This is a genomic window from Amycolatopsis sp. NPDC004747 (assembly GCF_053601335.1).
In genome coordinates this window covers 75,381-98,063 of the sequence record NZ_JBSGBQ010000002.1, presented here as the reverse complement: position 1 = coordinate 98,063, position 22,683 = coordinate 75,381, and the positions used below count along the sequence as shown (strand labels likewise).

14 protein-coding genes are annotated in these 22,683 nt (G+C 69.8%); 9 read left to right on the top strand and 5 right to left on the bottom strand.

The annotated features are described in order from the left end of the window. Positions 1–5: 5 nt before the first annotated feature. Genes ACWEGE_RS02980 through ACWEGE_RS02970 form a run of 3 tightly spaced genes read right to left on the bottom strand, consistent with a single transcriptional unit; the run spans position 6 to position 3,270 of the window. Positions 6–1,208 (bottom strand): phthiocerol/phthiodiolone dimycocerosyl transferase family protein, encoded by a 1,203-nt coding sequence (locus ACWEGE_RS02980; RefSeq protein WP_449658754.1) that lies wholly within the window; start codon positions 1,206–1,208, stop codon positions 6–8. Next, on the bottom strand, positions 1,205–1,975 hold the full coding sequence (locus ACWEGE_RS02975; RefSeq protein ID WP_449658753.1) for a thioesterase II family protein: 771 nt from the start codon (positions 1,973–1,975) through the stop codon (positions 1,205–1,207). Before ACWEGE_RS02975 ends, ACWEGE_RS02980 begins: the two co-directional genes overlap by 4 nt. A gap of 20 nt (positions 1,976–1,995) precedes the next feature. Next, a complete protein-coding gene (locus ACWEGE_RS02970) occupies positions 1,996–3,270 on the bottom strand; it encodes a cytochrome P450 family protein (RefSeq protein ID WP_449658752.1) in 1,275 nt (424 codons plus the stop codon). A 198-nt stretch (positions 3,271–3,468) separates the two neighbouring features. Here ACWEGE_RS02970 and ACWEGE_RS02965 point away from each other — a divergent pair, with 198 nt between their 5' ends. From ACWEGE_RS02965 to ACWEGE_RS02955, 3 genes are read left to right on the top strand one after another with little or no spacing between them, the layout of a single operon-like run. Further along, on the top strand, positions 3,469–4,287 hold the full coding sequence (locus ACWEGE_RS02965; RefSeq protein WP_449658751.1) for a 27-O-demethylrifamycin SV methyltransferase: 819 nt from the start codon (positions 3,469–3,471) through the stop codon (positions 4,285–4,287). A 14-nt stretch (positions 4,288–4,301) separates the two neighbouring features. Continuing rightward, positions 4,302–4,994 carry a thiamine pyrophosphate-dependent enzyme gene (locus tag ACWEGE_RS02960; RefSeq protein WP_449658750.1) on the top strand — a complete coding sequence of 231 codons (693 nt, stop codon included), beginning with the start codon at positions 4,302–4,304 and terminating at the stop codon, positions 4,992–4,994. After that, the gene (locus ACWEGE_RS02955) at positions 4,991–5,902 is read left to right on the top strand and encodes a transketolase family protein (protein WP_449658749.1); all 912 of its coding nucleotides are present in this window, start codon (positions 4,991–4,993) and stop codon (positions 5,900–5,902) included. Before ACWEGE_RS02960 ends, ACWEGE_RS02955 begins: the two co-directional genes overlap by 4 nt. Before the next feature lie 229 nt (positions 5,903–6,131). On the opposite strand, the gene ACWEGE_RS02950 is transcribed toward ACWEGE_RS02955, so the two are convergent. After that, a complete protein-coding gene (locus ACWEGE_RS02950; protein ID WP_449658748.1) occupies positions 6,132–7,394 on the bottom strand; it encodes a cytochrome P450 in 1,263 nt (420 codons plus the stop codon). 186 nt (positions 7,395–7,580) lie between these two features. On the opposite strand from ACWEGE_RS02950, the gene ACWEGE_RS02945 reads away from it, so the two are divergent. From ACWEGE_RS02945 to ACWEGE_RS02920, 6 genes are all read left to right on the top strand, one after another. Then, entirely contained in the window at positions 7,581–8,036 is a 456-nt protein-coding gene (locus tag ACWEGE_RS02945; RefSeq protein WP_449658747.1) for a type II 3-dehydroquinate dehydratase, read from the top strand. A 636-nt stretch (positions 8,037–8,672) separates the two neighbouring features. After that, complete coding sequence (locus ACWEGE_RS02940) at positions 8,673–9,887, top strand: LuxR C-terminal-related transcriptional regulator (protein ID WP_449658746.1); 1,215 nt, start codon at positions 8,673–8,675, stop codon at positions 9,885–9,887. A 713-nt stretch (positions 9,888–10,600) separates the two neighbouring features. Further along, complete coding sequence (gene rpoB / locus ACWEGE_RS02935) at positions 10,601–14,113, top strand: DNA-directed RNA polymerase subunit beta (protein ID WP_449658745.1); 3,513 nt, start codon at positions 10,601–10,603, stop codon at positions 14,111–14,113. 90 nt (positions 14,114–14,203) lie between these two features. Then, positions 14,204–18,115, top strand: coding sequence for a DNA-directed RNA polymerase subunit beta' (locus ACWEGE_RS02930; protein WP_449658744.1), 3,912 nt, complete (start codon positions 14,204–14,206; stop codon positions 18,113–18,115). Between the two features lie 210 nt (positions 18,116–18,325). Further along, the gene (locus ACWEGE_RS02925; protein ID WP_449658743.1) at positions 18,326–20,047 is read left to right on the top strand and encodes a hypothetical protein; all 1,722 of its coding nucleotides are present in this window, start codon (positions 18,326–18,328) and stop codon (positions 20,045–20,047) included. Next, a complete protein-coding gene (locus ACWEGE_RS02920; protein WP_449658742.1) occupies positions 20,044–21,810 on the top strand; it encodes a hypothetical protein in 1,767 nt (588 codons plus the stop codon). The genes ACWEGE_RS02925 and ACWEGE_RS02920 overlap by 4 nt, the downstream gene beginning before the upstream one ends. Before the next feature lie 51 nt (positions 21,811–21,861). Here the strand turns inward: ACWEGE_RS02920 and ACWEGE_RS02915 are convergent, their stop codons facing one another. Then, positions 21,862–22,647 (bottom strand): M15 family metallopeptidase, encoded by a 786-nt coding sequence (locus tag ACWEGE_RS02915; RefSeq protein ID WP_449658741.1) that lies wholly within the window; start codon positions 22,645–22,647, stop codon positions 21,862–21,864. Between the last annotated feature and the right edge of the window lie 36 nt (positions 22,648–22,683).

Sequence of the window (22,683 nt, the reverse complement as noted above, 5' to 3'; positions counted from 1 at the left end):
CAACCTCACAGGTCGCGGGTCAGGCGGGCCAGCCGTTCTCGCACGCATTCGATGCGCTGCGGCAGCGACGGATCGCCTTCGGGCCAGCCCAGGTCGAGGCCGATCCGGCCGCCGAAGCCGCTCAGCACGTAGCCGCCGAGCGCGACGGCCTCCCGCATCCGGGACGCCGAGTGCAGGTTGGTCAGCCGCAGCCCGTCCGGCGTGCGCATCGGCGGGGCGACACCCCAGTTCATGATGCTGACCACGGCGAGGGCGAGCTTCGGGTCCCACGGCTTCGCGGCGGCGGGCCGGGAGAACATGTCGAGGATGCTGCGCTGCACGGACCCGTCGGCGAGCCCGGCCCGCAGCTGGTCGCCGATGGCCCGGCCGATCGCCACGGCGTCCTGCTCGCCGGTGACCTTGAAGCCGACGCCGCCGAGCACGTTCGTGCCCTCGGTCGCGCCGACCGGCGGTGTCAGCCGGTTGCGCAGGTTCACCGAGTACCGGTGGATCAGGTCGCTCGGCGGCAGGTCCCGGATCTCGGCCTCGGCGAGCAGGACCGCGCCCGACACCAGGCCGTTGATCGTCACCTTCTCGCGGTGGCCCAGGTCCGCCAGCGCCGTCGTCTCGGCCTCGGTCAGCCGGATCCGGACGACGTGGCGGACGACCGGATCCGGCCGTGGCTCCGCCGGCGGGGCCACCGGGGTGGCGGCGCCGTTCGCGTGGATGCCGCGCTCGGCCAGCAGGTCCTCCAGCGATCGCGGGTACGGGTGCCGGCCCAGGTCGAGCGGCACCCCCTCGACGACGTCGGTGTAGCCAGACCACAGGCTCGCGAGGATCGCGGTGGCGTGGTGGGCGTCGGCGACGCTGTGCTGGACGGCCAGGCAGACGCCGGCCTCGTCGCCGTCCCGGACGACGTTGAGCGCGCTCAGCGAGCGGCTCTGGTCGAGCTCCAGCCCGGCCAGGGGCCGGTCGGGGTCGCCGTCGGCGAACCGGATCTCCGGCCGGGCCGTGGGGTCTTCGGACTCGGTGAGCACCGCGCCCTCGCCGGTGAACTCCACCCGCGCGGCAAGGTGGGGGTAGGCGCGGCAGACCGCGTCGAAGGCGATGGTCAGCGCGTCGGGGTCGAGCCGGCCCTCGGCCCGCACGGTGTACCCGATGTAGGCCTCTTTGGCGGCGTGGATGCTTTCGCTGGGCGCCAGCGCCCGCCGGACGGCGGCTCGCGTCACGGCTTCCCTCCCGTGGACAGCGCGGCGCCGACCAGCTTTTCGGTCATCGTCGCGATCATCGGGGCGGCCTGCTCGACCAGGAAGAAGTGGCCGCCCGGCAGCACCCGCAGGTCCGACGGCCCGGTCGTGTGCTCCGCCCAGGCGCGGGCCTCCTCGACGGACACGCGCGGGTCGCGGTCGCCGGTGAACACCGTGACCGGGCAGTCCAGCCGCCGTCCGGGTTCGTGCCGGTAGGTCTCGACCGCGCGGTAGTCACTGCGGATCGCGGGCAGCACCATGGCCAGCAGCTCGGGGTCGGCGAGCATGGCCGCGTCGGAACCGCCCAGCTTCCGCAGCTCGGCGACCAGCCGCGCGTCCGACACGCCGCGCAGGTCGTCGTCGCGGTAGCGCGACGGCGCCCGCCGCCCGGAGGCGAACAGGTGCACCGGCGCGGACCCGGCTTCGGTCATCCGCAGCGCCACCTCGTACCCGATGATCGCGCCCATGCTGTGCCCGAACAGCGCCAGCGGCCGGTCGTCGAACGGGCGCAGCACCTCCAGCAGCCGGTCGGTCAGGCGGGCGATGCTGTCGACGGGCGGCTCGTGGCGCCGGTCCTGGCGGCCCGGGTACTGGACCGCCAGCACCTCCACCTCGGGTGCGAGTGCCTTGGCCAGCGGGAAGAAGAAGCTGGCCGAGCCGCCGGCGTGGGGCAGGCACACGAGCCGGGCTCGCGCGTCCGGCGCCCGTTCGAAACGGCGTAACCACTTTTCGGCGTCAGGTCGGTGCACGGTGAGACCGCCTTTCGGAGCTAAGCGAGCTTCAGGGGAAGCGTCTTGGTCCGGGTGAACGCCGGCCGCAGGATCCACGGGATCTCTTCGCGCGGCACGGCCAGCGCCAGGTCCGGGAACCGGGTGAACAGCCCGTGCAGCGCCACCTCGGCCTCCTGGTAGGCGAGGTGCTGGCCCAGGCAGCGGTGGATGCCCTTGCCGAAGGACAGGTGCATCTCGTTGGCGACGCTCAGCCGGTCGACGATCAGCTTGTCCGGCTCGTCGAACTTGCGCGGGTCGGTGTTGGCGGCCAGCAGCAGCGGCGCGACCGGCGTCCCCCGCGGGATCGTGACGCCGCCGAGCTCGACGTCCTCCGACGGGAAGCGCGCCTGCGTGAACTGGAGCGGGCCCAGGCGCTGCAGCTCCCGCACGGCCTGCGCCCACAGCGACGGCTCGGCCTTCAGCCGGGCGAGCTGGTCCGGGTGCTCCAGCAGGAACAGCACCGAGTTCCCGATCAGGTAGGTCGTCGTCTGGTGCCCGGCCGTGACCAGGCTGAACAGGATGCCGACGATTTCGTCGTCGGAAACCCGGCCCGGGTCCTCGGCCTGGGCCTGCACGAGCGCGGTGACCAGGTCGTCCTTCGGTTCGACGCGCCGGCGGGCCATCAGCTCGCGGGAGAGGGCGATGCACTTGCGCAGGGCGGGCGGGATGCTGGGGCCGTCCATGGTCGCCATCGCGTTGCCCCAGGCGTGCCAGGCCGCGCGGTCGGGCTCGTCGATGCCCACCAGCTCGCAGATCACCGTCACCGGCAGCGGGAAGCAGAACTCCTCGACGATGTCGACCGGCGAGCCGTCCTCGCCCAGCTCCGCCATGTGGTCGAGCAGGTCCGCGGTGATCTTCTCGACGCGCGGCCGCAGCGCGTTGACGCGGCGCGCGGTCAGCGCGTAGGAGACCAGCTTGCGCAGCCGCGTGTGGTCCTCGCCGTCGGCGGTGTTGAGCTTGTTGGCCATCCAGGGGATCAGGTCTTCGGGGAAGTTCATCGCCTTGAAGACGCCGTCGCGGATGTCGGCCAGCGGCGAGTCGGCCGGCGGGTTGGTGAGGAAGCGCGGGTCGGTCAGGACGGTGAGGACGTCCTCGTAGCGGGTGGCCAGCCACATGTCCGGGCCGCCCATCATGGTGCCGAGGTTCAGCGTCCCCGTGTGCGGCAACGGCTCTTCGCGCAACCGCGCGTACCAGCCGAACGGGTCGGCGACCACTTCCGGGGAGAACAGGTCGACCGGCTCGGCCGAAGGCCTGGCGGTGGCGGTCATGGCCATCCCTTCCGTTCGCGTGAAGCGTGCCCTGGTCGGACGGTAGGGAAGCGAGGCCCGGCCGGGCATCCCCCAACCTGGCAGTGCTCGCCTGTGTCTCTTGTGGACAGTCCGGCAGCGCTATCAGAACGAGGGATGCCGCGGCCCGCCGGGTCTCCCATAGCCTGCGGAGAATCATGCCGAACCGAATGCTTAGGGGTACTGGTGACGAAGCCGACTCCGAACGAGATTGGCAAGGGCTACGACGCTTTCGCGGACCTGCTCGACCAGCTCTGGGGTGAGAACCTGCACCACGGGTACTGGGACGACCCGGCCGTGACGCTCGAAGAGGCCACCACGCGGCTGACCGACCGGCTGGCCGCGATGCTCCCGCTGCGGGCGGGCGACCGGCTGCTCGACATCGGCTGCGGCAACGGCGAGCCGGCGATCCGGATGGCGACCGCGAACGACGTCATGGTCACCGGCATCTCCATCAGCGAGAAGCAGGTGGAGCGCGCGAACGACCGCGCCTACAAGGCCGACGTCGACGACCGGGTCGTCTTCGAGTACGCCGACGCGATGGAGCTGCCGTACGAAGACGGGTCGTTCGACCTCGTCTGGGCGCTGGAGTCGCTGCACCACATGCCGGACCGCTGGCACGTGATCCGCCAGGCGGCCCGCGTGCTGCGGCCGGGCGGGCGGCTGGCGCTCGGCGACTTCCTGCTCGTCCCCAGCCCGGCCGGGCTGGAAGCCGACGCCGAGCGCGTGCGCGAGGTCGGCAAGGGCGTGGTGGCCGTCGTGTCGCTCGAGGAGTACCAGGAGCACCTGCGCGAAGCCGGTCTCGAGCCGGAGAACGCCGAGGACGTCAGCGAATACACCCGGCCGTCGTGGGCCAAGGCGGCGGAGCGGTTCGAAGGGCTGCGAGAGCAGGCGCTGCAGCACATCGACGCCGCGCAGTTCGAGGTCACGCTGGGCCGGTTCCAGGCCTTCAGCGACGAACCGTCGCTCGGGTACGTCCTCCTGACCGCGCGCAAGCCCGAGTGAGGGAACCCGAAACCATGCAGATGACCGAAGAGAACCTCCGCGGCCTGTTCGGCCGGATGACGGGGGACGAGAAGCACGGCTGGGCCGCGGCGTCGACGCTGCACGCGATCTGGGTGCTCTACGAACGCGTGCTCAACGTGTCGCCGTCGAACATCGACGACCCCGACCGCGACCGGTTCTACCTCTCCAAGGGCCACGGCCCGATGGCCTACTACGCGGTGCTCGCCGCGAAGGGCTTCATGGCGCCGGAGACCCTGGACACCTGGCGCGAGTGGGGTTCGCCGCTCGGCATGCACCCGGACCGCACCCTGGCGCCCGGGGTGGAGATCAGCGCCGGTTCGCTGGGCCACGGGCTCCCGCTCGGCGTGGGCACCGCGCTCGGGCTGCGCGCCCAGGGCCGCGACGCCCGCGTGTTCGTCCTGATGGGCGACGGCGAGTTCGACGAGGGCAGCAACCACGAGACGATGGCGATCGCCGGACGGCTCGGCCTCGACCGGCTCACCGCGGTCGTCATCGACAACAAGACGGCCAGCCTCGGCTGGCCGGGCGGCATCGCCGGGCGCTTCGAGCAGGAGGGCTGGGCGGCGACCACGGTCGACGGCCGCGACCACGACGAGCTGGAGAAGGCGCTGACCGGGGAGACCGACGGACGGCCGCGCGCCGTCGTCGCGGAGATCCTCCCGATCGAGGAAGGGGCCGCCGCATGACCGCCCAGGTGACCAGGAAGCAGATGCGGACCGTCTTCGCCGAGACGGTGATCGAGTCGCTGGCCACGGACCCGCGGGTGGTCATGCTGACCGCCGACATCTCGTCGTGGTTCTTCTGGGAGGTGAAGAAGGACTTCCCGGACCGCGTGCACAACTTCGGCATCCGCGAGCAGGCGATGATCGACATCGCCGGCGGCTTCGCGCTGGCCGGCCAGCGGCCGGTGGTGCACACCTACGCGCCGTTCCTGGTCGAGCGGCCGTTCGAGCAGCTCAAGATCGGCCTCGGCCACCAGGACGTCGGCGCGGTGCTGGTCAGCGTGGGCGCCTCCTACGACGACCCGTCGTGGGGCCGCACCCATCAAGCCCCCGGCGACGTGGCCCTGCTGGACACGCTCCCGGGCTGGACGGTGCACGTGCCGGGCCACGAGGACGAGGTCGCGCCGCTGCTGAGCCAGGCCATCGCGGGCGACAACCGGGTCTACGTCCGGCTGTCCGAACGCGCGAACAGCGAGCCGGTGCCGGTCTCCGACAGGTTCACCACGCTGCGCCAGGGCCGCAGGGGCGTGGTGGTGGCGGTCGGCCCGGTGCTGGACCAGGTCCTGGCCGCGACGGCCACGGCCGACGTCACGGTGCTGTACGCGTCGACGATCCGCCCGTTCGACCACGCGGGCCTGCGCGCGGCGGTGGCCGCGTCGGCGCCGAACGTGGTGCTGGTAGAGCCGTACCTGCGCGGCACGTCGGCGTTCGAGGTGACCGAGGCGCTGGCGGACGTCCCCCACCGCCTCCGCTCGTTCGGCACCTGGCGCGACCGCGAGGCCCGCGTCTACGGCACGGCCGAGGAACACGACCGCCTCTTCGGCGTGGACGCCGAGTCCCTGGCGGACTCGATCACCCGCTTCGTCGCCTGACCGGCGAACCGCACCGGCTCCACCCGCACCGGCCCCCGGACGGTGCGGCGTGGAGCCGGTTTTCGCCGTGTCGCCCCTCCAATCACGAGTGATGCCCCTCCAATCACGCGAGATCCGCCTCCAATCACGCGAGACACGTCCCCGATCACGCGTGGTGCCCCCTCCGGTACCCCCGGACATGCGAAGGCCCGGACCGCCGTCGTGCGGTCCGGGCCTTCGGACGTCCGTCCTAGGGGGCGTCCCAAGCGACCGGGAGCGAGTGCACGCCGTACGTCAGCATGTCGTTGCGCAGCGGGACCTCCTCAGGCGGCACGGCCAGGCGGAGGTTGGGCAGCCGGCGCAGCAGCTCCGCGTAGCCCGCCTGCATCTCCATCCGGGCCAGCTGCTGGCCGAGGCACTGGTGGACGCCGTGGCCGAACGCCAGGTGCGGGCCGCGGGGGCGGGTCAGGTCGAGGTCCGGGTCCGGCCACTGCCGCTCGTCGCGGTTGGTGGCCACCACCGAGACGACCACCGTCGAGCCGGCCGGGATGTGCTGGCCGGCGAACTCGAGGTCCTCCTTGGCGAACCGGAAGATCCCCGGGTTCACCACCGACAGGTAGCGCAGCAGTTCCTCGACGGCGTCGGCGACGCGGTCCGGGTGGTCGCGCAGCGTGGCGAGCTGGTCCGGGCGCTGCAGCAGCACGAAGATGCCCAGCCCCAGCATGCTCGCGGTGGTGTCGTAGCCGGCGATGAGCAGCAGGTTGGCGATGTTGATCAGCTCGTCGTCGGTGAGCGCGGGGTCGGCGCCGGCGTGGTGGATCAGGCCGGAGAGCAGGTCGTCGGCGGGGTGCTCGCGCTTGTCGGCGACCAGCGCCTGCATGAACGCGCGCAGGGCGTCCGCGTTCTTCACCGCCTCCGCGACCGGCTGGTTCATCTGCAGCAGCGCCGACGCGCGCTGCTGGAACTCCGCCCGGTCCTCGTACCGCACCCCGAGCAGTTCGCAGATCATCAGCGAAGGCGCGGGGAACGCGAATTCCGTCATCAGGTCGGCGGTGGTGCCGCCGGCCAGCATGGCGTCCACCCGCCCGGCGACGATCTCGTCGATGCGGGCGCCGAGCTCGCGGATCCGGCGGACGGTGAACTGCCCGGTGAGCAGTTTCCGGTACCGGGTGTGCTCCGGCGGGTCCATGTTGATGAACGACCCGGCCCGCGCTTTGTCGTCGCGGAGGCGTTCCCGGAATTCGGCCGACAGTTCTTTGAACCGCGGGTGGTACTGGAACCGGTCGGAGGAAAAGCGCGGGTCCGAAAGCACCGCGCGCGCCTCCTCGTACCCGGAGACGAGCCAGAAGGGATCGCCGGCGGCCAGCGTCGCCCTGGCGACGGGCCCCCGTTCGGCGACCGCCACCAAAGCGGGCGGCACGTGGAACGGGTCCTCGCGCCGGACGAACTCCGGCGGCAGCGGTGAGCGCAGCGATTCGTTGCTGGGCGCGGTTTCGGTCACGTTGGTCGTCACTGCGGAGGAACTCCATTCCCGGATCGCCGGACAAGCCTCGGTGCGGAGCCTAAGTTCCCCGCGGCCGGGTGGGCATCCCTCGGTCTGATAGGTCACCGGGCGCAACTATCAACGTGGGGGTTGGGGCCCGCGGACGGCGTCGACAGCATGAGGTGGTCCGGCCCCCTGCTGAGCGAGGTGTCCCCGTTGCCCGACGTCCTGCTGCTGAACGGTCCCAACCTGGGTGTGCTGGGCCGGCGCGAGCCCGAGATCTACGGCACCGACACGCTGGCCGACATCGAAAAGGCCGTCGCCGAGGAGGTCCGGCCGCGCGGGTGGGACGTCGTGGGAGTGCAGCACGACGGCGAAGGCGAGCTGGTCGGCGCGGTGCACCGGCACCGCGACACCACGGTCGGGGCGATCGTCAACCCCGGTGCGCTGATGATCGCGGGCTGGAGCCTGCGGGACGCGCTCGCCAGCTATGCGCCGCCGTGGGTCGAGGTCCACCTGAGCAACGTCTGGGCGCGCGAGCAGTTCCGGCACGAGTCGGTCATCGCGCCGCTCGCGAGCGGGGTGGTGGTGGGCCTCGGCGCCTTCGGTTACCGGCTGGCCGCGCGGGCGCTGCTGCACTTGTGCTCCGATTCGGGGAATGCACTGCGCTGATTGCGCGGTCCGCACCCGACGCCCCGGGACCGTGCCGGTAACGGCGGTTTCCGGGTATTCCGCCGTGACCAGGTGCTCTCCCGATGGTCCAGTCCATCGTTATCGTGAACATCCAGCTGCCACCTGGTTTGTTGACTACTAACCGTTTGCCCGCTAGTCCATCGGGCTGATTCAAACCCGGCGCTACCGGAGAATTCCCTTGCAGGGCAAGGAATAAGTGTCGGTTTCAGCATTCTGAAAGGCTGTGATCGCCGTCACATCGCCGATGACGACCAGTCGGACCGAGGCTAGTGTGGGCCGGGTAAGAGGTTAATTTTTGACGTGTCAACCTGGGGAGGTTGTGGTGGCGCGCCCCGACGCGCCTTCTGGGGTGCCGCCACACGCTGACTTAACATTCCGCGCTCCGCGTGAACACCTGTTTGACGCGGTGCGCACTACATTGGGGGGAACGGCCCCTACGGGGCGTGCCGTTCATGCTCGGTGTCGGGAGAAATCCCCTGCAGCGCGGCGCGCCGTGAAATCGATTCCGCTCCGTCTATGCCGCTCCGTCTATGCCTGGGGGATAGCCGATCGATGTTGGACGTACCGAACTTGCAAATGCCACAGAATCCGTTCACCGGATTCGGTGACGATTTGATGCAGCGGTCCTGTGACACCGCTGGTTTCCTCCGCCGCTCCGCCTCGTCGTGGTTCAACGGGCGGCTCGACACGGGCCTGCACTGCGCCAGGGCCGCGGCGGAGGGCAACCGCCGGGAATCCGACGAACTGAGCCAGCTGGCCCAGTTCTGGTACGTCGGGTTGCTGATCAAGGCCCGGGACCTCGACGCCGGCCGCCGGGTGCTCGAGTCGGCGGAAGCGGGCCGGGGCGGGGCAGCCTCCGACCGCATGACCGCCGTCGCGCACAACGTGCGGGGCAGCCTGCTGTTCGCCATGGGCAGCGTCGACGACGCCATGGACGAGATCAGCACCGGGCTGCGGATCGCCGAGAGCTGCGGTGACCGGTCGCTGCGGCCGCCCAGCTACGTGGTGCTCGCCCTCGGCGCGCTGCGCCGCGCGGACATGCGGGCGTGCCGCCACTTCGTCGACAAGCTGTCGGACGAAGCGCTGCTCGGGTACTTCGGGCAGGCGCCGGGTGCGTGGGTGGCCGCGCAGGCGGTGGAGGCCCGCAGCGGGGTGGCGAGCGCGGCGAGCCTCATCGCCGGGATCGTCACGAACCCGGTGGTGCTCCGGCAGCTGCTGGTGTCGGAACCGGCGGCGGCGTCCTGGCTGGTGCGCGCGTGCGTCAAGCTGGGCGCGCACGACCTGGCGACGGCTTCGGCGCGGGAGTCCGCCGCCCTGGCCGCCGAGCAGCCGGAGTTCAGCGTGATCCGCGGCTCGGCCCTGCACGCGGCGGGGCTGCTGGAGCAGGACGCGGCCAAGCTCCACGAAGCGGCCGACATCCACCCCGACCGGTGGTGCGCGGCGTCGGCGCGCGAGGACCTGGCGAGCCTGCTGGCCGTCCGGTGCACCGAACGCGACCGGACGATCCGGGTCCTCGAGTCGGTCTTGGACGCCTACACGGCGGTGAGCGCGACGAGGGACTCCGCCCGGGTGGTGAACAAGCTCCGCGAGTACGGCGTCCGGCGTGGCACGACCCGCACGGTGGAGTGCGACGGCACGGTCCCGCACGGGCTGACGAACACGGAGTTCGCGGTCGCGGAGCTGGTCAGCCAGGGGCACACCAACAACGAGGTGGGCAGGCAGCTGTTCATCTCCCGGCACACGGTCGCGTTCCACCTCAAGAAGGTGTTCCAGAAGATGAACATCACCTCGAGAGTGGAGCTGGCGGCGGCTTGGAAGGTGTTCTCGTAAGAACTCGTAAGAAGAGGTGGACGCGGTGGGCCGGTCGGTCCCCCGGGCGGTTGGGTGCCGTGCCGGGCGGGAGGATCGGATCCGGAGTAGCCGTGCGGTCACGAAGTGTGGTCACGCCGCTGTGGAGGGCGGCGCGGCCCCGAGTGGCCCCCTTCGTGCCGGTGGTCGCGCAAGCGCTCTCTCGCGCCCTCGAACCGCCCCGCGCGACCCCTCGATCCGCGAAACCGACACGCCGACACGCCCGGCGCCGATCCGGTCCGGTGGCCTTCGCCTCATCCGCAGGCCTGTCCGAAAACCCCAGGTAGAGCCGCCAAGGTGGCGTTACCGGCCGGTAGCTGGAATGATATTTGGCCGCTCACGCTCCGCTGAACCTCTTCCACGCTGCGCCAACCGGCGGGACCCCCGTGTGGCATCTTGACTGGAAGCCCCGGTGGGGTCACGCTTACTCCCGACGGCGAAACCGGGGCCCTTGCGGGAGGGACCACCGGCTCGCCCGGAGGCATACCTGAAGACGTTGCGAAGCAGGCTGGGCCCCATCTGGAGCGCCCCCTGGACAAGCCGCGACGTTCGGGCTAGACTGCCTCTTTGCGCTGCCCTCTTTCAGGCTGCCCGGAGCCGGTAGTTAGGATAGTGGGCACACGGCACCCTTGACAGTCGCTGATAGCTGTTGCTATGGCGGCCGTCACCGCTCATTGTCCCCGGAAGGACGCATCTTGGCAGTCTCTCCCGCGAACCAGGCCACTGCTGCGACCAACTCGGCTGAATCTCGCTCGGAGTCAGCGTCGAACTCGGGAATCCCCGGCGCGCCCAAGCGGGTTTCCTTCGCAAAGATTCGCGAACCCCTGAACACCCCCAACCTGCTCGACGTCCAGATCCAGTCGTTCCAGTGGTTCACCGGGGACGAAGCGTGGTTCCAGCGCCGTGTCGAGGAAGGTGAAGAGAACCCGGTCGGCGGTCTCGAAGAGGTCCTCAACGAGATCTCCCCGATCGAGGACTTCTCCGGTTCGATGTCCCTGTCCTTCTCCGCCCCGCGCTTCGACGAGGTCAAGGCCTCGATCGAGGAGTGCAAGGACAAGGACATGACGTACGCGGCCCCGCTGTTCGTCACGGCGGAGTTCGTCAACAACAACACGGGCGAGATCAAGAGCCAGACGGTCTTCCTGGGCGACTTCCCGGTGATGACCGACAAGGGCACCTTCGTCATCAACGGCACCGAGCGTGTCGTGGTGTCCCAGCTGGTCCGCTCCCCGGGCGTCTACTACTCCAAGGACATCGACAAGACCTCCGACAAGGACGTCTTCAGCGTCCGGGTCATCCCGAGCCGGGGTGCCTGGCTGGAGTTCGACGTCGACAAGCGCGACACCGTCGGCGTCCGGATCGACCGCAAGCGCCGCCAGCCGGTCACCGTGCTGCTGAAGGCGCTCGGCTGGACCACCGAGGCGATCCGCGAGCGCTTCTCCTTCTCGGAGACGCTGCTGGCCACCCTCGAGAAGGACCACACCGCCGGCACCGACGAGGCGCTGCTCGACATCTACCGCAAGCTCCGCCCGGGCGAGCCGCCCACGAAGGAGAGCGCGCAGACCCTGCTGGAGAACCTGTTCTTCAAGGCGAAGCGCTACGACCTGGCCAAGGTCGGCCGGTACAAGGTCAACAAGAAGCTGGGCCTGTCGACCCCGATCGACAACGGGACGCTGACCGAAGAGGACATCGTCACGATCATCGAGTACCTGGTCCGGCTGCACGCCGGCGAGGACAAGATGACCGCCGCGAACGGGACCGAGATCCCGGTCGAGACCGACGACATCGACCACTTCGGCAACCGCCGCATCCGCACCGTCGGCGAGCTGATCCAGAACCAGATCCGGGTCGGCCTGTCGCGCACCGAGCGCGTCGTCCGCGAGCGCATGACCACGCAGGACGTCGAGGCGATCACCCCGCAGACCCTGATCAACATCCGCCCGATCGGCGCGGCGATCAAGGAGTTCTTCGGCACCTCGCAGCTGTCGCAGTTCATGCAGCAGACGAACCCGATCGACGGCCTGACCCACAAGCGCCGCCTCAACGCGCTGGGCCCGGGTGGTCTGTCGCGTGAGCGCGCCGGCATGGAGGTCCGCGACGTCCACCCGTCGCACTACGGCCGGATGTGCCCGATCGAGACGCCGGAAGGCCCGAACATCGGCCTGATCGGCTCGCTCTGCTCGTACGCGCGGGTCAACCCGTTCGGCTTCATCGAGACGCCGTACCGCAAGGTCGTCGAGGGCCGGGTCACCGACCAGATCGACTACCTGACGGCGGACGAGGAAGACCGCTACGTCAAGGCCCAGGCCAACGCGCCGATCGACGACGAGGGCAACTTCGTCGAAGACCGGGTCATGGCCCGCCGCAAGGGCGGCGAGGTCGAGCTGATCGACCCGCTCGACATCGACTACATGGACGTGTCGCCGCGGCAGATGGTCTCGATCGCGACGGCGATGATCCCGTTCCTCGAGCACGACGACGCGAACCGCGCGCTGATGGGCGCGAACATGCAGCGTCAGGCCGTGCCGCTGCTCCGCAGCCAGGCGCCGTACGTCGGCACCGGCGTGGAGCTGCGCGCCGCGATCGACTCGGGCGACATGCTGGTCGCCGAGCAGTCGGGCGTGGTCGAGGAGCTGTCGGCCGACCTGATCACGGTCATGCACGACGACGGCACCCGCAAGAGCTACAGCCTCTACAAGTTCCGCCGCTCGAACCACGGCACCTGCTTCAACCACCGCCCGATCGTCAACGAGGGCGACCGGGTGGAAGCCGGCCAGGTCATCGCCGACGGCCCGTCCACCGAAAACGGTGAGGTCGCCCTCGGCAAGAACCTGCTGGTCGCGGTCATGCCGTGGGAGGGCCACAACTACGAGGACGCGATCATCCTCTCCGAGCGCCTGGTGCAGGACGACGTGCTGACGTCGATCCACATCGAGGAGCACGAGATCGACGCCCGCGACACGAAGCTGGGCGCCGAGGAGATCACCCGGGACATCCCGAACGTCTCCGAGGAGGTGCTGGCCGACCTCGACGAGCGCGGCATCATCCGGATCGGTGCCGAGGTCCGCGACGGCGACATCCTGGTCGGCAAGGTCACGCCGAAGGGCGAGACCGAGCTGACCCCGGAGGAGCGCCTGCTCCGCGCGATCTTCGGCGAGAAGGCCCGCGAAGTCCGCGACACCTCGCTGAAGGTGCCGCACGGCGAGACCGGCAAGGTCATCGGCATCCGGGTGTTCTCCCGCGAGGACGACGACGAGCTGCCGCCCGGTGTCAACGAGCTGGTCCGCGTCTACGTGGCCCAGAAGCGCAAGATCCAGCCGGGCGACAAGCTCGCCGGCCGGCACGGCAACAAGGGTGTCATCGGCAAGATCCTGCCGGTCGAGGACATGCCGTTCATGGAGGACGGCACCCCGGTCGACATCATCCTGAACACCCACGGTGTGCCGCGACGGATGAACATCGGCCAGATCCTCGAGCTGCACCTCGGCTGGCTGGCCTCGCAGGGCTGGACGATCGAGGGCGACCCGGACTGGGCGAAGAACCTTTCGCCCGAGCTGCGTGACGTCGCGCCCGGCACGAACACCGCCACCCCGGTGTTCGACGGCGCGAAGGAAGAGGAGCTCACCGGGCTGCTCAGCAGCACGAAGCCGAACCGCGACGGCGAGCGGATGGTCAAGGAGAACGGGAAGGCCAACCTGTTCGACGGCCGCTCCGGCGAGCCGTACCCGTACCCGGTGTCGGTCGGCTACATGTACATCCTGAAGCTGCACCACCTGGTCGACGACAAGATCCACGCCCGCTCCACCGGTCCGTACTCGATGATCACGCAGCAGCCGCTGGGTGGTAAGGCGCAGTTCGGTGGCCAGCGCTTCGGTGAGATGGAGTGCTGGGCGATGCAGGCGTACGGCGCCGCCTACACGCTGCAAGAGCTGCTGACGATCAAGTCGGACGACGTGGTCGGCCGCGTCAAGGTGTACGAGGCCATCGTCAAGGGCGAGAACATCCCCGAGCCGGGCATCCCGGAGTCGTTCAAGGTGCTCCTCAAGGAGCTCCAGTCGCTGTGCCTCAACGTCGAGGTGCTCTCCAGCGACGGTGCGGCGATCGAGATGCGCGACTCCGACGACGAGGACCTCGAGCGCGCCGCGGCCAACCTCGGCATCAACCTGTCCCGCAACGAGTCGCCCTCGGTGGACGACGTCGTGCACTGATCGCGAGCTGAGCTGGGCCCTACCTCCCGCAGGGCCCAGCTCGCCCGCCGAACCCCTCTCTAGCCGAAACAACCCCAAGGGGATTAAGACGTGCTGGACGTCAACTTCTTCGATGAGCTCCGCATTGGTCTCGCCACGGCCGACGACATCCGTCAGTGGTCGTACGGCGAGGTCAAGAAGCCGGAGACCATCAACTACCGGACGCTCAAGCCCGAGAAGGACGGCCTCTTCTGCGAGAAGATCTTCGGCCCGACCCGGGACTGGGAGTGCTACTGCGGCAAGTACAAGCGCGTCCGCTTCAAGGGCATCATCTGTGAGCGCTGCGGCGTCGAGGTGACCCGCGCCAAGGTGCGCCGCGAGCGGATGGGCCACATCGAGCTGGCCGCCCCGGTCACCCACATCTGGTACTTCAAGGGTGTTCCCTCGCGCCTCGGCTACCTGCTGGACCTGGCGCCGAAGGACCTCGAGAAGATCATCTACTTCGCGGCTTACGTCATCACCGGCGTGAACACGGAGCTGCGCCACAACGACCTGCCGACCCTCGAGAACGAGATCGGCGTCGAGCGCAAGAACCTCGAGACCAAGCGGGACGCGGACATCGAGGCCCGCGCGCAGAAGCTCGAAGCCGACCTGGCCGCGCTGGAGGCGGAGGGCGCCAAGTCCGACGTCCGCCGCAAGGTCAAGGAGGGTGGCGAGCGCGAGATGCGCCAGCTGCGCGACCGCGCCGGCCGCGAGCTGGACCGCCTCGAGGAGGTCTGGACGACCTTCACGAAGCTCGACACCCGCCAGCTGATCGCCGACGAGCTGCTCTACCGCGAGCTCGTCGACCGCTACGGCGAGTACTTCACCGGCGGCATGGGCGCGGAGGCCATCCAGAAGCTGGCCACCGAGTTCGACGTCAACGCCGAGGCCGACAGCCTGCGCGACACCATCCGCAACGGCAAGGGGCAGAAGAAGCTCCGCGCGCTGAAGCGGCTCAAGGTCGTCGCGGCCTTCCAGGCCACCGGCAACGACCCGCGCGGCATGGTGCTCGACGCCGTCCCGGTGATCCCGCCGGACCTGCGCCCGATGGTGCAGCTGGACGGTGGCCGCTTCGCGACGTCGGACCTGAACGACCTGTACCGCCGGGTGATCAACCGGAACAACCGCCTCAAGCGGCTGATCGACCTCGGCGCGCCCGAGATCATCGTCAACAACGAGAAGCGGATGCTGCAGGAGGCCGTCGACGCGCTGTTCGACAACGGCCGCCGCGGGCGTCCGGTCACCGGCCCGGGCAACCGGCCGCTGAAGTCGCTGTCCGACCTGCTCAAGGGCAAGCAGGGCCGGTTCCGCCAGAACCTGCTCGGCAAGCGCGTCGACTACTCGGGCCGTTCGGTCATCATCGTCGGCCCGCAGCTGAAGCTGCACCAGTGCGGTCTGCCGAAGGACATGGCGCTCGAGCTGTTCAAGCCGTTCGTCATGAAGCGGCTGGTCGACCTGAACCACGCGCAGAACATCAAGTCCGCCAAGCGGATGGTGGAGCGCTCGCGGCCGCAGGTGTGGGACGTGCTGGAAGAGGTCATCACCGGCCACCCGGTGATGCTGAACCGCGCGCCGACGCTGCACCGCCTCGGCATCCAGGCCTTCGAACCGCAGCTGGTCGAGGGCAAGGCCATCCAGCTGCACCCGCTGGTCTGCGAGGCGTTCAACGCGGACTTCGACGGTGACCAGATGGCGGTGCACCTGCCGCTGTCGGCCGAGGCGCAGGCCGAGGCCCGGATCCTGATGCTGTCGGCGAACAACATCCTGTCGCCGGCGTCGGGCCGTCCGCTCGCCATGCCGCGGCTGGACATGGTCACGGGTCTGTTCCACCTGACCCGCCTCACCGAGACGGCCGAGGGCGCGGGCAACGCGTACTCGTCGCCGGCCGAGGCGATCATGGCCTTCGACCGCAAGGCGCTGAGCCTGCACGCCCCGGTCAAGATCCGCATCACCGACCGCCAGCCGGCCAAGGCCGACGAGGCGCGGCTCGCGGAGAAGGGCTGGGAGCCGGGCAAGGCGTGGCTGGCCGAGACGACCCTGGGCCGCGTGCTGTTCAACGAGCTGCTGCCGGCGGACTACCCGTTCATCAACGAGCCGATGCCGAAGAAGCGGCAGGCCGCGATCGTGAACGACCTCGCCGAGCGGTACTCGATGACCCAGGTCGCGCAGACCCTGGACCGCCTGAAGGACGCCGGCTTCTACTGGGCGACCCGGTCGGGTGTCACCGTCGCCATCTCGGACGTGCTCACCCCGGTGGGCAAGAAGGCCATCCTCGACGAGTACGAGGGCAAGGCCTCCCAGGTGGAGAAGCGCTACCAGCGCGGTCAGCTGTCGCACGCCGAGCGCAACAACGAGCTCGTCAAGGTGTGGACGCAGGCCACCGAAGAGGTCCACAAGATCATGGAGACGGCGCTGCCGGACGACAACCCGATCGCCATGATCGTGAAGTCGGGCGCCGCCGGTAACATGACGCAGGTCCGGTCCCTGGCCGGCATGCGTGGCCTGGTGTCGAACCCGAAGGGTGAGTACATCCCGCGTCCGATCAAGGCCAACTTCCGTGAGGGCCTGTCGGTGGCGGAGTACTTCATCGCGACGCACGGTGCCCGGAAGGGTCTGGCGGACACCGCGCTCCGGACCGCCGACTCGGGTTACCTGACCCGGCGTCTGGTGGACGTCTCGCAGGACGTCATCGTCCGCGAGATCGACTGCGGCACCACCCGCGGCATCATGATGCCGATCGGCGAGGACATCGGCGACGGCAAGGTCCTGCGCGACCAGCACGTCGAGACCTCGGTGTACGCGCGGAACCTCGCGACGGACGCGGTGGACGCCAAGGGCAACGTCGTGCTGAACGCCGGCGACGACCTGGGCGACCCGGCCATCGAGAAGCTGCTCGGCAGCGGGATCTCGAAGGTCAAGGTCCGCTCGGTGCTGACGTGTGAGTCGGCCGTCGGTATCTGCGCGACCTGCTACGGCCGCTCGATGGCGACCGGTCAGCTCGTCGACGTCGGCGAGGCGGTGGGTATCGTCGCCGCCCAGTCGATCGGTGAGCCGGGTACGCAGCTGACGATGCGTACGTTCCACCAGGGTGGTGTGGCCGGTGACGACATCACCACCGGTCTGCCGCGTGTCCAGGAGCTGTTCGAGGCCCGCGTCCCGAAGGGCAAGGCGCCCATCGCCGACGTCGACGGCCGCGTGCGGATCGAGGAGAGCGAGCGGTTCTGGAAGATCACCCTCATCCCGGACGACGGGGGCGAGGAGATCGTCTTCGACAAGCTGTCCAAGCGGCAGCGGCTCGCGAACACCCCGAACGGCCCGCTGGGCGACGGTGACCACGTGCACGTCGGCCAGCAGCTGCTCGAGGGCACGCCGGACCCGCACGAGGTGCTGCGGGTCATGGGGCCGCGCGAGGCGCAGATCCACCTGGTGGACGAGGTCCAGAAGGTGTACCGCGCCCAGGGTGTGTCGATCCACGACAAGCACATCGAGGTCATCGTCCGGCAGATGCTGCGCCGGGTGACGATCATCGACTCCGGGGCCACGGACTTCCTGCCGGGCGAGCTGCCCGAGCGGACCAAGTTCGAGGCGACGAACCGGGCCGCGGTCGCCGAAGGCGGCGAGCCGGCTTCGGGCCGTCCGGTGCTGATGGGGATCACGAAGGCGTCGCTCACCACGGACTCGTGGCTGTCGGCGGCGTCGTTCCAGGAGACCACGCGAGTCCTGACCGACGCGGCCATCAACGGCCGCTCGGACAAGCTCGTGGGCCTCAAGGAGAACGTGATCATCGGTAAGCTGATCCCGGCCGGTACGGGCATCAACAAGTACCGCAACATCCAGGTGCAGCCGACCGAGGAGGCCCGGGTCGCGGCGTACGCGATCCCGTCCTACGACGACGGCTACTACACCCCGGACGTGTTCGGTACGGGTACCGGTGCCGCGGTGCCGCTGGACGACTACGACTTCGGCCGCGACTTCCGCTGAAGCTGATTTGACGGAAAGGCCCTCGCCGGGTTACCGGCGGGGGCCTTTCCCTTTTCGTCACCCAAATGGGTATTCACCCACCCGGAATGCCGCTAGAGTGAGCCGGTTCACGCGGTTCGGGGGCTTTGCGCGTTTCCAACGGGTAATCAGGGGTGACTGTTCGTGAACACATCCAGAAGCGCGAGATCTGTCGCGCGCGGTTTCGCCGCATTGACCGCCGTAGTCGCGCTGACCAGCGTGTTCGCCGGTCCGGCGGCCGCGGATCCGACTCCGGAATCGACGGCACCGGCCACGTCCGAAGCGCCGTCCACATCGGAAGTGCCGGTTCCGGAGCCGAGCTCCGCGCCGAGTTCCACCCAGCCGGAGAACAAGCCCGCGGCGGCGGAGCCGCGGGACGAGCCCGCGCCACGCGCCCGCATCGAGGTCGCGGTCGTCGGCTTCGGCGGCGAGCACGCGTCCGACGAGGACATCCGCTTCACGTTCAAGCTGACGAACACCGGCAACGCCACCGCGACCGGGGTCTGGGTCATCCAGCACCTCGACCAGCCGACCGATCTGCAGGTCGGCTCCGTGCCGGGCTGGGAGGACCTGACGTCCTACGGGCGGGGGGTCAAGCTCGAGCCGGGGCAGACGTACGAGCTGGCGATGACCGGGCACATCCGGGACATCGGCAAGGACACCGTGCGCTTCCGGGGCGTCGTGTTCGACGGTTCCGGCTCTCCGTCCAACCTGACCTTCGACGAGTCGGCGAAGGTCGTCCAGACCCCCGGCGAGGCGTCGGGGGTCGTGTACGGCGACAAGAACGGCAGCGGCACGCGCGACAGCGGCGAAGAGCTGGCCGGGATCAAGCTCACCCTCCGGTACGTCCACGGCGACGTCAGCTACCCCGCGACGAGCGACGAGAAGGGCAATCTCACCTTCAAGGTGCCGGCCGCGGACTACTACCTCGGCGGCGACGTGGTCGACGGCTGGCTGTTCCCGTGGCGCATCGTCCACATCGGCGAGGGCACGAAGCTGGACCTCCGCGGCGCACCGCCGCTGAACGGCGCGCTCAAGGCCACGATGAAGTTCACCAAGAGCAGCTACCAGGTCGGGGAGCTCGCGCACGTCACGGTGACCCTGTCCAACTCCGGGCCGATCCCGCTCGTCGGCATCGTGGCCGCGTGCAACCGCATCGGCGACCCCTACATGCTCAGCGGCCGTACTCCCGGCTGGGGCGACCTCGCCGGGAACGGGGTGACGATCGCCCCCGGGGAGACCCGGGTGATCGACGTGTCCGAGGCGGTCCCGCAGGCCGCGTTCGACCGGGGATTCGTGATGGCCGCCTGCGACTTCGGCTACTCCGAGGTCGACTCCGAAAACCACGCGGACACCTACACGCAGGCGGCGGTCCCGGGTGGCAAGGCCGTCGTCGAGGGCAACATCGGCACTTTCGACAATCAGGGCCAGGTGGCGCAGGGGCTCGCCGGAGTCAAGGTCGTGCTGGTGTCCGATCAGCACTGCCCGGTCGTGGGTGAGCGGATCACCGACGCGAAGGGCCACTTCGAGTTCCTCGATGTCGCGCCCGGGCCGGAGTTCCACCTGTACCTGCTGCCTCCGGCGGGCTGGAAGATCAAGTATGAGAACCCGATGTGGATCAGTGTCTGGGGCCCGCCGGAGAACCACCGCGCGTGGCGGATCGACGCGGAGGAAGGCGACGCGCCCCTGCCGACGGTGCCGGTCAACCCCGCTGACTGCACCGCGGTCCCCCCGACTTCCACGACCGGCGCGTCCGGCGGGACCGGTGGGACCGGCGGTGGCCAGAGCGGCGCCTCCGGGCTGGCCAGCACCGGTGTCGACGCGCTCGGCCTCGGCGCGCTCGCGCTGATCGCCCTCGCGCTCGGTGGCGGCCTGGTGTTCGGTGCTCGCCGGCGCAGGGGTGATTTCTCGTGAACGTGTCCAGGAGCGCGAGCTCTCTTGCGCGCGGTTTCGCCGCGTTGACGGCCGCAGCCGTGCTGACCAGCGTTTTCGCCGGTCCGGCGGCCGCGGAAGACGCGACACCCACGGTGCCGGCCACGTCCGAAGCACCGGCTACCTCGGAAGCGCCGGCGCCGCCCGCGCCGAGTACGGTGCCGAGTTCCACCGAGCCGGAGAGCAAGCCCGCTCAGCCGCGGGCCGCCGCGGACGACCGGGCGGAGATCGCCGTGTCCGTCGAGCTCGACAAGGACGTTTACCAGTCCGACGAGGACGTCCCCTTCACCTTCAAGATGACCAACACCGGGACGGTCCCGGCCAAGGGCCTCCACATCGCCCAGGGCATGAGCAAGCCGACCGACCTGCTCGTCTACTTCGACGACAACGGCTGGGGCAAGCTCGTCCAGCAGTCGGGCGTGGACCTCCAGCCGGGGGAGAGCTTCGAGCTGAAGAAGACGGCGAAGATCCGGGACGTCACCCAGGCCGAAGTGGTCCTCGAAGGCCAGGTGTTCGACAGCGACGGCCGTCGGGTCGCCGACTTCGGCGACACGGCGAAGGTCCAGCAGAACCTGCGGCCCACCAAGGGCACGGTGTACGGCGACCGGAACGGCAACGGCGTCTTCGACGAAGGCGAGCAGCTGTCCGGTATCCCCATCACGCTGCGGTACGCCAACGGTTCGAACCAGTACGAGGCCGCGAGCGGCCCCGGCGGGAAGATCGACTTCGGCGAGGTGCCGGCGGCCACGTACTACCTCGGTGGCGTGCCGGCCGGCGACTGGCTGATCCCGTTCCAGTTCGTGCACGTCGGAGCGGACTCGAAGGACCTGCTCATCCGCGCGGTCCCGCCGATGAAGGGTGCGCTGAAGGCGTCGCTGGTGTTCACCCAGGACAGCTACCAGGCCGGTGATCTCGCGCACCTCACCGTGACGCTCGCCAACTCCGGCTCGATCCCGCTCACCGGCATCGTGGCCGCGTGCGACCGCTTCGGCTCCGGCTTCGCGCTGAAGACCGGGCCCGGTTGGGGTGACCTCTACACCTTCGCCGACGGCGTGACGATCGCCCCGGGGCAGACGCGGACCTTCGACGTCACCGAGCGGGTGCCGGAAGCGGCCCGGAACAGCGGTGTCGTCACGGCGGACTGCGACTTCGGGTACCGGGAGGTCGGCATCGACGACCACCCGGTCGGGAGCGCCCAGGCGGCGGTACCGGGAGTCAAGGCGACCGTGGTCGGCGACGTGGCGGTCTACGACGACCGGGGCGAGGTCAAGCAGGGCGTCGCCGGCGCCAAGGTCGTGCTGGTGTCCGACCGGCACTGCCCGGTCACCGCCGAGCAGACGACCGACGGGAAGGGGCACTTCGAGTTCCACGACGTGGTGCCGGGCCCCGACTACCGGCTCTATTTCCTGCTGCCGAAGGGCTGGAAGGTCAAGGACGAGAACCCCAGGTCGATCTTCGTCCGCGGCCCGGCGGACCGTCCGGTCCAGCTCCAGATCGAGGCCGAGCAGGGTGACGCGCCGCTGCCGGAGGTGCCCGCCAACCCGGCGGACTGCACGGCCGGTGCCCCGACGTCGACCACCGGCGGGACCGGTGGGACCGGCGGGACCGGCGGTGGGCAGGGCAGCGGCTCCGGGCTGGCCAGCACCGGTGTCGACGCGCTCGGCCTCGGCGCGCTCGCGCTGATCGCCCTCGCGCTCGGTGGCGGCCTGGTGATCACCGCCCGCCGGCGGCGGAACGCGGCCTGACGGACACGACAGCGCCCCCGGTCCACAGTGGACCGGGGGCGCTGCTGCGCTTCAGTGCAGGCTTCCCCGGGAGACCGGGAAGTCGAAGTAGGTGTCCGGGAACGGCTCGCCGTTCAGCGTGAAGTGCCACCACTCCTCGGGCAGGTTGCGGAAGCCCGCGGCGGCCATCGTGGACCGCAGCAGGTCGCGGTGCTGCCGGGCCACGCCGGTGATCGCCGGGTTGTCGGTGTGGGCCAGCGGGTCGAAGCAGTCGTAGCCGGTGCCCATGTCGACCGTGTTGTCCGGGAACCGCTGGTCCCGCGGCGCGAAGCACGCCTTGAGCGGCTCGCCCGGGAGGTACGGCCGCTGGAACGCCGGCGGGAGCCGCACGATCGTCAGGTCCATCGTGCTGCCGCGGCTGTGCCCCGACTTCTCGGCGATGTACCCGTCGGCGAACAGCCGGTCCTTGGCGACGTTCGGGTAGAACTCCGCCTTCATCTTCTCGTCGGCGAGGTCCTTCGCCCACCGCACGAAGTGGTCGACGGCGCGCTGCGGCCGGTAGCAGTCGTACACCTTGAGCGTGTAGCCCTGCCGGACCAGCCGCGCCTGCGCCTTCCGCAGCCCGTCGGCGGCCTGCCGGGTCAGGATGCACAGCGGCTGCCGGTACCCGTCGATGCGGCGGCCGACGAAGTTGTGCCGCGTGTCGTAGCGGATGTCCTGCAGGATCGACGGCGCGACGTCGGAGAGCGCGACGAACGCACCGGACGTGGTGGCCTGCGCGGGCGCGGGTGCGGCGAGGCCGCCCAGAGCGGCGAGGGTGACGGCGAGCGCGCGCACCCGGCGAGTCAAGATCGGCATCCCTCTCGTCTACCACTTGGGCACCGGGGGAATCAG